The organism is Planococcus sp. SSTMD024, assembly GCF_041320495.1.
Lineage (GTDB): Bacteria > Bacillota > Bacilli > Bacillales_A > Planococcaceae > Planococcus.
Map to the genome: position 1 here is coordinate 1 of NZ_JBGGNS010000012.1, position 12,603 is coordinate 12,603.

Annotated in this window: 11 protein-coding genes; 9 read left to right on the top strand and 2 right to left on the bottom strand. The window is 49.4% G+C overall.

Translation table 11 applies throughout. From position 1 onward, the window contains the following. Positions 1 to 118: 118 nt before the first annotated feature. On the bottom strand, positions 119 to 949 hold the full coding sequence (locus AB9R92_RS02505) for an undecaprenyl-diphosphate phosphatase (RefSeq protein ID WP_370667956.1): 831 nt from the start codon (positions 947 to 949) through the stop codon (positions 119 to 121). 148 nt (positions 950 to 1,097) lie between these two features. On the opposite strand from AB9R92_RS02505, the gene AB9R92_RS02510 reads away from it, so the two are divergent. The 6 genes from AB9R92_RS02510 to AB9R92_RS02535 all read left to right on the top strand — a co-directional run bounded on the left by AB9R92_RS02510 (position 1,098) and on the right by AB9R92_RS02535 (position 8,140). Beyond that, a complete protein-coding gene (locus AB9R92_RS02510; protein ID WP_370667957.1) occupies positions 1,098 to 2,177 on the top strand; it encodes an AI-2E family transporter in 1,080 nt (359 codons plus the stop codon). Positions 2,178 to 2,281: 104 nt separating this feature from the next. Further along, on the top strand, positions 2,282 to 2,725 hold the full coding sequence (locus AB9R92_RS02515) for a MarR family winged helix-turn-helix transcriptional regulator (protein WP_370667958.1): 444 nt from the start codon (positions 2,282 to 2,284) through the stop codon (positions 2,723 to 2,725). Between the two features lie 3 nt (positions 2,726 to 2,728). After that, positions 2,729 to 5,350, top strand: coding sequence for an MMPL family transporter (locus AB9R92_RS02520; RefSeq protein WP_370667959.1), 2,622 nt, complete (start codon positions 2,729 to 2,731; stop codon positions 5,348 to 5,350). Between the two features lie 113 nt (positions 5,351 to 5,463). Further along, positions 5,464 to 5,916, top strand: a complete 453-nt coding sequence (locus tag AB9R92_RS02525) for a hypothetical protein (RefSeq protein WP_370667960.1) — start codon at positions 5,464 to 5,466, stop codon at positions 5,914 to 5,916. Next, positions 5,916 to 6,368 carry a GNAT family N-acetyltransferase gene (locus tag AB9R92_RS02530; RefSeq protein ID WP_370667961.1) on the top strand — a complete coding sequence of 151 codons (453 nt, stop codon included), beginning with the start codon at positions 5,916 to 5,918 and terminating at the stop codon, positions 6,366 to 6,368. The genes AB9R92_RS02525 and AB9R92_RS02530 overlap by 1 nt, the downstream gene beginning before the upstream one ends. Positions 6,369 to 6,490: 122 nt before the next feature. Further along, positions 6,491 to 8,140, top strand: coding sequence for a serine hydrolase (locus AB9R92_RS02535; protein ID WP_370667962.1), 1,650 nt, complete (start codon positions 6,491 to 6,493; stop codon positions 8,138 to 8,140). Between the two features lie 1,045 nt (positions 8,141 to 9,185). Here AB9R92_RS02535 and AB9R92_RS02540 read toward each other — a convergent pair. Further along, positions 9,186 to 9,386, bottom strand: a complete 201-nt coding sequence (locus AB9R92_RS02540; RefSeq protein WP_058381906.1) for a cold-shock protein — start codon at positions 9,384 to 9,386, stop codon at positions 9,186 to 9,188. 214 nt (positions 9,387 to 9,600) lie between these two features. Here AB9R92_RS02540 and AB9R92_RS02545 point away from each other — a divergent pair, with 214 nt between their 5' ends. The 3 genes from AB9R92_RS02545 to AB9R92_RS02555 all read left to right on the top strand — a co-directional run bounded on the left by AB9R92_RS02545 (position 9,601) and on the right by AB9R92_RS02555 (position 12,536). After that, the gene (locus tag AB9R92_RS02545; protein ID WP_370667963.1) at positions 9,601 to 10,122 is read left to right on the top strand and encodes a P-loop NTPase family protein; all 522 of its coding nucleotides are present in this window, start codon (positions 9,601 to 9,603) and stop codon (positions 10,120 to 10,122) included. A 152-nt stretch (positions 10,123 to 10,274) separates the two neighbouring features. Then, positions 10,275 to 10,931, top strand: coding sequence for a hypothetical protein (locus AB9R92_RS02550; RefSeq protein ID WP_370668025.1), 657 nt, complete (start codon positions 10,275 to 10,277; stop codon positions 10,929 to 10,931). Positions 10,932 to 11,036: 105 nt separating this feature from the next. Further along, a complete protein-coding gene (locus AB9R92_RS02555) occupies positions 11,037 to 12,536 on the top strand; it encodes a UDP-N-acetylmuramoyl-L-alanyl-D-glutamate--2,6-diaminopimelate ligase (RefSeq protein ID WP_370667964.1) in 1,500 nt (499 codons plus the stop codon). The last annotated feature ends 67 nt before the right edge of the window (positions 12,537 to 12,603 follow it).

Sequence of the window (12,603 nt, forward strand, 5' to 3'; positions counted from 1 at the left end):
GCAAAAACACCTCCGATTTCAGTACTTGTGATAAGTGTACCATCTCGAAGGTGTTTTATAGTGTCTCATTTTACTGTGTTAGTCTAATTGCAGTTGTGCAATAGAGGGGTTTTTTTAATTAGTTCAACAAGAACCAAGCGAGCACGACGAGCGGGCCGACAATAAAGCAGTAAATTGCAAAATACTTCAGCTGGCCTTTCGCCATGATGTTCATGAACCACTTCAAGGAGAAGTACGAAGCGACGAGCGAGCCGATAAACGCCATGATATACGGCACAGCCATTGTCGCGAGATTGTCATCGTTGATGATGTCGGTGATGCTCAATACCGCCCCGCCCAAGCTGATCGGGATAAACAGCAGGAAGGAAAAGCGCAGTGCCGTTTCTTGGTTGATGCCACGTGCCATAGCGGCAACGATCGTGGCCCCGCTTCGACTGATGCCTGGGATCAAAGCGACCGATTGCGCGCCCCCGATAATCAAGGCATCTTTCATCGTCATATTGCCGTCTTTGCGCTGGCCGCGCATATTGCGGATCAGCCATAAAGCAAGCCCGGTGACAATAAGCGTCAACCCGACGGTGACTACAGTTGAAAGGTAATCATCGATCGTGTCCTGGAACAAGACGCCGATGACAGCTGCAGGGATGGTCGCGACGACCAAATAAACGACAAACATGAAATCGCGCCGTGTTTCCGGCGTTTTTTCTTTGAAGAATTTCAAGCCATTGATCACCAGCCGTTGGATGTCCTCGCGGTAAATGATCAAAACGGCGAGCAAGGAGGCGCTATTGACGAGCAGCGCAAAGGTCGAAGTGCTTCCCTCGATTTCGACGCCAAGGAAATACTGTGCAATCAGCAAGTGCCCGCTCGAAGAAATCGGGATCGGTTCCGTGAGCCCTTGGAATAGCCCAAGAAGCAAAAACTTGATTGTAAGCCATATTTGTTCCATCTGTATGTATCCTCCACATTCTATTCATTCTTAAATCCACAATCATAGGACGCGCAGTGTTTGAAAAAGTTCACACTACATAAAAACATATAATACCATATAATCGTGATAAACTGGGTATACACATGGAAGAAAGGAAGTGTAATAGGTGACAAATAAATTGTGGTTCCAAGCGGGCGTCGGAATTATCCTGACATTGGTCATCATTCGTTTATTCATCGAAGTCCAAGGGATTTTCGATCCGCTTTTCATCATTGCAGGAACGATCTTCGTGCCGCTGCTTCTCGGGGGCGTCTTGTTTTATTTGACGCGCCCGCTGCTGTATTTTTTGGAGAAACGCAAATTTCCGAAATGGTCTGGCATCCTGATCATTGTACTTTTGATCGTGTTGGTCTTTTATCTATTATTTGCAATGGTTGGTCCGGTGGTGACAGATGAAGTCAACTCGCTTGTGGACAACGCGCCGGGAATCATTAATGACGTGGAGGATTATACACAGTATCTGCTCGCCCAGCGCGATCGATTGCCGGATTCTGTGGAAGAGCAGATCAATGACATGAGCGGCCAGGTCGGCGAGCGCATCGGGGATATTGGCGGTTGGGTCGTGTCGTTCATCACAAGTTTCATTTCGGGTGTCATCACGCTCGTACTCGTGCCATTCTTCTTGATTTACCTATTGATCGACCACCGGAAATTCGTGCCGTTCATTTCCGGGTTTTTCAGCGGTCAGCGCAAGCTATGGGTCATCAAGACCTTGAAAGACATTGACCATACCTTGCGCTCGTACATCCAAGGACAGTTGTTCGTCAGCTTTTTGGTCGGGATCATGCTGTTGATCGGCTATTGGATCATCGGCCTTGAGTATGCTTTATTATTGGCAATCATCGGCATGGCAACAAATGTCATCCCGTTTCTTGGGCCATACATTGCAGTCATTCCGGCGATGCTAATTGCATTAGTGCAGGACCCGATCATGGCGGTTTATGTCGCCATCATCATGTTGGTCGCGCAGCAAATCGAAAGCAATTTCATTACCCCGAACGTCATGGGCAATGCGCTCGACGTTCACCCGCTGACAGTCATAACATTGATTCTCGCGGCAGGGAATATTGCGGGCATCTGGGGAATCATCCTCGCGATTCCGTTTTATGCAGTTGTCAAAACGATCGTCAAAAACATTTACGCAAGGCGCCAGGAAATCCGCTCGACCGCAACAAGAGAAGTATAAGCAAAAACCCGCAGCTTAGGCTGCGGGTTTTTGCTTATGGTGAATTGCTTGACGGAAAATGGTTTAGCCCCTAAACTATCAGTAGTTGAGGGGGTGAACCATTTATGGATATGCGCATTAAAGAAGCAGTTGAACTGTTTCAGGAAGTATTATTTTACGGAACGGAGCGGGTCATCCGTTCAGTAGACAATCCGTTATGGGAACAGTATTCGCCTGAGCAAATGCAGTCGCTGAAACTGATCGGCAAAGAAGGCCGAATTACATCGGCAAGACTTGCAGTGCTGCAAGGTGTACATAAAAGTGCCGTCTCGAACCGGACGAAAAAGCTATTGCAAAAAGAGCTGATCCAAGTGGTCCAGACGGCAGATAGGCGGGAAAAGCTGCTTGAATTGACCGATGCCGGAAAATCGGTCCTCGAAGAATCGGACAGGATACTCGCGGAGTATTTGGAAAAACTGATGTCGGAACAAGTCGATGACCAGGAAATCGATCAATTCCTGGTGATTTTCAGGAAGCTCAGCGCAATCATGAAAACGGATGGAGTGTAAGGGATGCAGACGATATTGAAATTGAAATGGCCAATCATGATCGGGCTTATCGTATTGACGGCGGCCTTGTTCTTGTTGGCGCCGAATTTAACCGAACAAGCGGAAGAAGCAGGTTCGTTCCAATTGTCCGAACAAGCGGACTCGCAGCGTGCAGCAACGATCCTGGAATCGGCTGAAGTGTCGGGACAGACGATTTCATTGGTCATTGAATTGGATTCAGAACTCGATGAAACAAGTGAGCAGCAAATCGTAGACATGAGAGAGGAAATCGAAGCGCTCGGCGATCCGGTGACGGCCGTGTTGAATCCATTCGAAAGTGAAGAATTGGAGGAACAATTGATATCGGAAGGCCGCCAGACGGTCTTGCTGCCGGTATCGGTTGAAGGAAGTGATGAGGAAGTGGTGGCGCTCGCCGACGAAATCCGTGAAACCATCGTACCCGAAGATTTGACGGTTTACTTGACGGGCGAGGCGATCATCAACCAAGACGTCAACACGAGCGCGCAGGAAGGTTTGAAGAAAACGGAAATCATCACGGTGATTTTGATTTTCGGCTTGCTGTTGGCGGTGTTCCGTTCGTTTATCACGCCGATCATCCCGCTTGTCGCGGTAGGGCTCAGCTATTTGCTCAGCCAATCGCTCGTGGCGTTTTTCATCGATTGGTTCGGCTTCCCGGTCTCGAATTATACGCAGATCTTCCTGGTGGCGATCCTGTTCGGTCTCGGGACCGATTACTGCATCTTGCTGCTGAGCCGCTATAAAGAAGAGCTGACAGAGGGGAAAGCTGTGCAAGAAGCAATTTTGAACACATACCGGACGGCAGGGAAGACCTTGTTCATCAGTGGATTCTCCGGCTTTATTGCCTTTGCGGCCATCGGTTTTGCGGAATTCCCGATTTTCAAATCAGCCGTTGCCGTCGCAGTCGGCATCGCTGTCCTCCTTGTCGTGCTGTTTACCGTCATGCCGTTTTTCATGGCGGTGCTAAAAGACAAGCTGTTCTGGCCGAGCAAAGGATCGGCTTCCCATAAAGACAGCAAGTTGTGGATCTGGATCGGAAAACTGTCCGTTAACCGCCCGCTTTGGTCGATGCTATTGGTGGCGGCTATCACCGTGCCTTTGCTGTTCTCCTATAATAATGACCTTTCATTTAATACAGTAGACGAAATCAGTTCGGATTATGAATCGGTGAAAGGGCTCGACGCCATTGAATCGGCATTCGGCGCAGGCAATACGATGCCGGTGCAAGTCGTCATCAAAGGCGAGGAGAATTTGACGGCAGAAGAAACGGTTCCTTATTTGGATGCCTTGGCGCAAGATATGGAGAAAGTCGAAGGCGTCGACATGGTCCGTGCCATTACCCGCCCAACCGGTTCGGTTATCGATGAGTTCTTCGTCGATCATCAATTAGGGCTCATTGCAGAGGGCCTCGAAGAAGCAAATGCCGGAATGGAGGAAGTTCAGTCAGGTCTTGCTGAAATTGAAACCAATCTTCAAGCGATCAGCGAACAGGCAGGAGGCGCAGGCCTTCGCGAAGCCGCTGCTGGCCTTTCGCAAGCGAACAGCCAGCTCGAACAGATTTCAGGCGGCCTCCAGCAGACCGGCAATATAGAACAGACGGTCGGTGCGCTTGCGCAAGTAAATGCGGGGCTTTCAGAAATCGAACAAGGCTTGAACGGCGGCGCCGGCCAGTATGATGAATTGGCAGCTGGCATCGGGGAGCTCGCACAAGGCGTGGGCGCGTCATCGGACGGTCTTACGGAAATCAGCGACGGCTTGACTGAAATCGCCGATACGCTGACAGGCATCAGCGATAGCGAAGCGGTGCGCGGTACAGACATTTACCTGCCTGAAGGCACTTTGGAACAAGAACAGTTTGAACCACTGCTTGAGCAGTATGCATTTGCCGACGGCGAAGGCATGCTGATGGAAGTGGTGCTCGAAGAAGATCCGTATTCACCGGAAGCGATTGACATCGTCACGGATTTGAAAGAAGCGGCTGAGAGAAGCATTAACGGTACGCCTCTTGAAGATGTGGACATTGCATACGGCGGGGTGCCAAGTATCAATAGCGACTTGAAGGACATCTCCGAGAGTGACTTTACGCGCACGGTTAGCATCATGCTCATCAGTTTGTTCGTGGTATTGGCGGTGCTGCTGCGTTCTTTCATCATGCCGCTGTACATGATTGCGTCTCTTTTATTGACGTATTACAGCTCGATTGCGATCACCGAGTTGATCTTCGTCGGTTGGCTCGGCTATGACGGCATCACGTGGGCCGTGCCGTTCTTCGGCTTTGTGATGCTCGTCTCGCTCGGCATCGATTATTCGATCTTCCTGCTCGACCGCTACCGTGAAGAAGCCTTGACGGCTGCCGACTTCTCGAAAGCGATGCACCGGTCGATGGCGAAAATGGGGACGGTTATCATCACGGCCGCCATTTTACTCGCCGGAACGTTCGGGGCGATGCTGCCATCCGGAGTGCTCAGCCTGATGCAGATCGCAGCAATCGTCATCACAGGCTTGCTCCTTTACGGCTTGATCGTCTTGCCGCTGCTCGTGCCGGCAATTACTGTTTCATTTGCGGGCGGCGCTTGGTGGCCGTTTGGATTGAAGAAGAAAAAATAGGTTTTATGGGCTGTCTTAAGGCAGCCCTTTTTCTATTATTTTGCAAACGGCGAAGCATGCCGTATGCGTGTTATAATGAAGCCAGAAATCCAAACAAGAAATGGGGATGTCCAGTGCTGACATTTGAGCAAAAACTAGAAGTGATCGAAGCATTTCCGGAACTGACACGAAAAGAAGTGTCGATGAAACGAGTCAACTTCCAATTTGAAGAAAGCCTCTACGATAAGAAAAACGTAGTTTATCATCTTCACCCGAACGGCAACGGCTTTGTCTTCGTCGGTGATTTGCCGCAATACGAAGCGGACAGCCGCGGCTTGGTCAATATCCGCGATTTTTCAGCGGGCCAGCTGCGCAGCATCATTGCCGATTCGATCGATTATTTAGGCCAGGAACCGGAACCGCCTTATGACAAGCAGTGGGCCAATAGAGAAGGTGAAAAACTCGACCTTGTCTACGAAGAGCCTTTCTGGAATATCTACACAGGCAAAAACCTCGAAGAAAGTTTTGGCACGTTTGACGACGCCGAAGATTATCTGCTCGATCAAGGATTCCGCGAGCGGAAATAATGAACATCCGACAATTGAGAGTGCACGAGGAATTGCCGTTCGACCTGTTGCTGGAAGCGGATCCGTCTGAGCAGCTGGTCCGCGACTATTGTGCTGCGGGACATTGTTTTATCGCGGAACAACAAGATGCCATCATCGGCGTGTTCGTTTTGAGTGTGCTCGGTCCGGAAACGGCTGAAATCAAAAATATTTCGCTGGCTGAGTCTGAGCGCGGCAGAGGCCTCGGCAAGCGCTTGGTGTTTTCGGCGCTCGAAGAAGCGAAAACACTCGGTTTCTCCGCTGTTGAGATTGGCACGGGAAATTCAAGTTTGGCGCAATTGGCGCTTTACCAAAAATGCGGGTTCCGCATGAAATCAATCGACCGGGATTTCTTCACCCGCCATTACGAAGAGCCGATCTTTGAGAACGGGATCCAATGCCGGGACATGGTCCGGCTTGATTGCCGGTTGTAACAAGCGAATGCAGCAAATGCATTCGCTTTCTTTGTCTTTAAATGTAAAAACCCAAGTTTGGACACGGCGAAAAAGAGGAAAATTCTGACCATTTTAGGTATGCTGAGAGTAGAGGTGAGGACATGTTCAAGAAAGTGATGCTGTACACAAACCGTTTGGATGAAATGAAAGGCTTCTATGAGTACCAGCTAGGCTTCCGGATTGTCGAAGAAGACGAAACAAGTTTTGCGCTGTCGATCGGCACATCCGTTTTGGAATTCCGTCAATCGGATCGTGCGTCTTTTTACCATTATGCAATCAATATTCCAGGCAACCAGTTCAGTTTGGCCAAGTTCTGGGCGCGTGCACGCGTAGAGTTGAACCGCCAGGAAGGCATGGATGAAATCTATTATTCGAATTTTAATTCTGATGCCTTCTATTTCCAGGATCCTGCTGGAAATATCGTTGAATTTATCGGACGCCGCCATGTCGACATCATGGATGACTTCACGATCGATTCGCTGCTCGATATCAGTGAAGTCGGCATCGTTTCGCCATATGTCAAGGAAGTGGGCGAGTCCTTGGAACGGATGGAGATTCCCGTTCGTGGCAATAAAGGCATCGATCCGACAACGCTGAATTTCCTCGGCAAAGATCCCCATTTTCTGGTACTGGTGCCGCCGAAACGTACGTGGTTCTTCTCCAAACTGAAAAGCGAAACCCATCCGCTGGCAATCGAACTTACGGACGGGCGAATGATCGAGATCGACGCGGAAGGGCATATGGTGCAAAAGCAAGCAGATAATCCGGTTTCCGATTTGATGGAATCTGCTGCATTTACAGGGACTGCCCAGATGGCTGGCAATGAAAACTGGTCGCTTGCCAAAGGATTCGCGAACCGTGCGGACGAACGGCCGATTGCCGTCGACAGCCGCTTCGGCATCGCGTCCGGCAGCAAGATCTTTACTGCCGTGGCCGTGTTGCAATTGGTGGAGCAGGGCAAGCTGGAGCTATCAGCCAAGCTATCAGAGCTGTTGCCGAAGACCTTCCCGAACTTCAACGCCACGGTCCACCAGCTATTGTGCCATATGTCGGGACTGCCCGATTACTTTGATGAAGAAACGATGGATGATTTTGAACAATTATGGCAAGAGATCCCGATGTACCGCATGCAGACGCCGGCTGACTTTGTGCCGCTGTTCCGCGACTTGCCGCCGGTCGAAGAGCCAGGTGCGCGTTTCCGATATAATAATGCGGGCTATATTGCGCTCGGCCTGATCATCGAGCAAGTGACTGGCGAGGAGTTCGCCGATTACGTCGAGCGGGAAGTGTTGGCGAAAGCGGATATGTCGGACTCGGGTTATTTCCGTCTGGACCGTTTGCCGAAAAATACGGCTTATGGATATATCGAGGAGGACGGCTCCTGGCGCACGAATCAATACGCGATTCCCGTCCGCGGTGGAGCGGACGGAGGCGCATTCGTTACGGCAGGCGATATGGCGAAGTTCTGGAACCGGCTAATGGACGGTACTTTATTGTCCGAAGAGATGAAAAACCGCCTGCTCGCTGTCCAGGCGCAACAAGGCGAAGAGGCTTACGGCTATGGCGTGTGGATTGATAGGCAGGAAACGGAAACGGTGAAGTATCACGTAATGGGATACGACCCGGGTGTGAACTTCCATTCGGGCTATTATCCCCAGCAAAAAACGATTGTTACTGTATTGTCAAATGCCGGTGTAGGCGCGTATGATATAGTGAAAGCCATTGAACGTGAGAAAAAACTGAGAGGGTGAGTCGATGGACGGAAAAAAACTGGCCATGAGCGTAGTGGTCGGAACGCTCCTGTTGGTCGCGATCATTTTCCTGGTCTTCCAATTGTATTTCATCATGAATTAAAAAAAGCTGCCATTGGGCAGCTTTTTTCTTTGTAACTGATGAAATTGGGGAGGGAAGTGAGTGGAGAAAGCTTATGCTATTCGACTGCGTTGCAGGGGAGCTGCTTGCCGTGGGGCGGGTGTTGAGCCAACGTGCCAAAGAGCGCGGCACGTTTGTCTCGCCAGCCCGCGCGGTCCCACAGGCGTCAGCCCCCCTTCCACTCCGTCTCTAGTTTTAGAAGGAAAGAGAATTTCTTCTATCCGCTCGACTGAAAACGTGGAAATGCTTCATGCTTTGTAGCTCATGTCATTTGGAACAAGAGAAGGCGATAGTGAGTACTAGTTTCACTACAAGCTTCTTGACTCAAATGCTATAGGACTAGATGCTTCATCGCAGGAAGTGATTTCCCCGCTAGCCGGCAACAGTTACAGAAGCAGAACTGACTAAACGCACCCGAATCAATGGAATTTCACAGCCGCCAAGCGTAAGGGGGTGAGCCGACGCAATAAGACAGGGGCTTTTCCTGGCTTATTGCCAAAGGCCAACCCAAAGCAGGGCGGCGAATATTAAAGCGGCGCTTATATCAATATGCCGGAACATTTCCGCAAACAAACTATAGTTATCTTTACTTCTGTTCTATTCAGGAAGCGATTCCCCCGCTAGCCGGCAACTGAATACAAAAAGAAAGCTATATAAACTAGCATCATCCAATGAAATCTCCAAGCCGCCAAGCGCCAAGGGTGAGCCGATGCCGTAAGACAGGTGTTCTTGCTGGCTTATGGCAAGAGGCCAACCCAGAGCCAGGCGGCGTATATTAGGTGATGTTTAATACAACACATCGAAACATTTCCGCATCCCGACACTCACTATCTTCATCAATGACCTCGCGAGGGAAGCGCTTAATTTTAGGCAACAAAAAATGGACTCTTCCGAAGAAGAGCCCATTGAAAGTTTAAAGGTTAATTAAGCTTTTGATACGTTAGTAGCTTGAAGACCGCGTTGGCCTTGCTCGATGTCAAAAGTAACTTCTTGACCTTCGTCAAGAGTTTTGAATCCTTCGCTTTGGATAGCTGAGAAGTGTACGAATACGTCGTCTCCGCCTTCGCGCTCGATGAAGCCGAATCCTTTTTCTGAGTTAAACCATTTTACTTTACCTTGTTCCATGTGTGTTTCCTCCTCGTATGCTAATGCATACATTGTATTACTATCCTTGCTCAAATCCTTCAGATTAAATCTGATACTTAATGAAAAGCCATCGAACAAAAATAATTCTTCCTTAGAATAGCACGGTCCTCTTTGGAATGCAAGGGTTAAGTTCAACTGGCTCTTTTTATTGCCATTCGTTATTGTTAATTGAAGAGGGATAGGAGGGGGATCGATGCAGCGGATTATGGTGATTGGTGTGTCAGCGGGAGCCGGTAAATCAAGGTTTGCAAGACGTTTGGGGGAAGTGGCGGCTTTGCCTGTGCATCATTTGGATGCGTATTATTGGAAACCGGGATGGGTCGAAACAGATGAAAAAGAGTTTCGCCACAAGCAGCAGGAGTTGGCGAATGAGCCACGCTGGATTATCGAAGGGAACTATAATAGCACAATCGATATCCGCCTGGCAGCATGCGATGCACTTATCCAATTGCAGCTGCCGCTTTGGCGATGTTTATGGCGTGTCTTGAAAAGGCGTATTCAATATCATAAAAAGACAAGGCCGGATATGGCGCCCGGATGCCCTGAGAAGCTGGACCTTGAATTCCTGAAATTCATTGTGACGACTTACCGCGGACGGCAAAAATCCCAGCACCATTTAATAGAAGAATTTATGATGAACCATCCTGAAAAACAGGTGTTTATCCTCCGTACACAAAAGAAAATCGAGGCTTTTTTGACCCAAGTCGGTAAATAGTTTCAATTTTACAGTCAATTGAAAAAACTTGGAGACGATGGATAGGGAACATGGTATTCTGATAGTACGAAAGAGATGAGGGGGAATGGGCTTTGAAAGACCGTCTATATGAAGGTACACTGACCAATGTGCGATTGCACAAGCAGGTGCCAATGTATATGAAGCGCCTGTACCTGGAGGATTTGGCTGAAATCGAACGGGTTCAGCAAACGGTCATTGACTCGCTGCCAGAGAAAAATACGTTGCAGCCGTTATCGACCGAAGAGTTTTTGTTTATTTTGAATCACCATGGGCTGATCGTCGGAGCTTTTGTGGAAGGAGAGCTGGTGGCTTTTCGGGCATTGCTCGTTCCGGAAATTGACGAGGAGCATCTCGGGTGGGATATCGGGCTTTCGGAAGATGAACTCGGCGATATGATTTATCAGGAAATTTCAGCTGTAGCTCCCGATTACCGAGGAAATCGCCTTCAGCAGAAATTGGCCGAAGTGGTCATGAAGGAATTGAAGAAGCTGGAGAAGAAGTTTCGTTACGTAGCTTGTACAGTGGCGCCGATGAACATCCCGAGCTTGAAGGATAAGTTCACTCAGCAAATGCACATCGCCGCTTTGAAAACAAAGTACGACGGGCTGGAACGTTATATCTTGGTGAAGGATCTTGAACAGCCAAACGCAGATTACGGCAATCAGATCACGGCACCGCTTGATGATCTGCAAAAACAGAAAGAATTACTAAATGAAGGATATGTTGGAATCGGCTTCCAGATGGTCAAAGGCTTTCATGCATTGCAATTTGCCAAACCTCTTAGTTGAGCGGTAATTTTTTTGAAAAAGCGGCTCGAATTGTGGAACAGTAAAGCGCTTTCCTGTAAAATTATCAGAAATTCACATAAATTTATCTTTAAGAGGAGTCACGATATGAAGTTGCATTTTGCACAAATTCCCGGGGTACGCGTATTGGAATCGTTCGGGCCAGAGTCAGCGGACATCCAGTCGATTGTTTATAACTCTTCGGCTGCACGGGACGGATCTGTATTTTTTTGCGTCATCGGGGAAAATACAGACGGACATCTCTACATAAAGCCTGCCATCGAAAACGGTGCCCAGGCAATCATCGGCTCCAATGAGGAAATTCTTTCTCAGCAAGCTAAGAACTACCCCTCTGTCAGTTTTGTGCTGGTGGCGGACGTGCGCAATGCACTCGCACACACCGCGGATTTCTTTTTCGGCTCGCCGCAGCAAGAGTTGTTTAAAATCGGCGTGACGGGAACGAACGGCAAGACCACAACGGCTACCTATGCCCGCAATTTATTCAACTTGCTGGGAATGCCTTGTGGGTTTATCGGCACGACAGGTGTCGAAACGGCTAAGGGCAAGGTCCCGTTCGAGAAAAGCACGCCGACCACGCCGATCGCTTCAGACATCCACCAGATTTTCTCTATGTTGATCGATTCGGAAACAAAGGCAGTCGCAATGGAAGTGTCTTCGACCGCGCTGGATCAGCAACGTGTGGAAGGAATCGTTTTCGATGTAGCCATCCATACGAATTTATCCGAGGAGCACCTCGAGTACCATAAAACTTTTGAACATTACCGGGAGTCCAAGCTGAAGTTGTTCGAGCGCGCGAAAGCGGCCGTCGTCAACCTCGATGACCCCGGTTTGAGCGGCGGCATCTTAGCGGTGGCGGATTATCCGCTGCTGAGCTATAGCCAAAATCCGTCGAGCGGCGCCGACCTCATTTGGGGAGATTACAGCGCCTCTGCACAAGGCATGCGTTTTGAATTGAATTATAGAGGCGATGTCAGGGTGATTGAAGCCCCGTTATTCGGTGATTACAATGCCGCGAATTTGACGGCGGCGATTGCGGCGGCGCTGCATGCAGGGCACTCGATTGACCAAATCATTGCGGTCTTGCCTGATATGCCTCAAGTGGAAGGGCGCTTTCAAGTAATCAGGGGTCCTGAAGAGCGGACCATCATTTTGGATTACGCCCATACTCCAGTCGCGATCGACGCGGTCTTGACGGAAGCCCGTAAACTGCCTCATCGCCGTTTGATCGCGCTTATTGCAGGCATCGGCATCCGGGATTTTGCGAAGATGCCGAAAATGGCAAAAGCCTCCGAAGGTAAGGCTGATGTGTTGGTCGTGACAGTCGACCACCCGGGCTATAACGATCCGGAAGATGTCGTCTCTGAAGTGATCAAAGGCTTCAGCGTGCCGTACATGCAAAAGGTGCTGAAGGCGCCGACGCGCAAACTGGCAGTGGAAAAAGCGCTCGAAGAAAGCGGGCCGGAAGACATCATTCTGCTTTCGAGCGGCTGCATCAACGGAGCCCAGATCATCAAAGGGGAGTATATCCCCCATTCGGATGAAGCGATAATCGAAGCGTTTTTCTCAAGCAAAAGCAGGGAATTTTAGCGGCGAGGGTCGCTTTTTCCGGATGGAATGTGTTTAATAGAAGAGAAGCTAGTTAAAGACTAAGAAT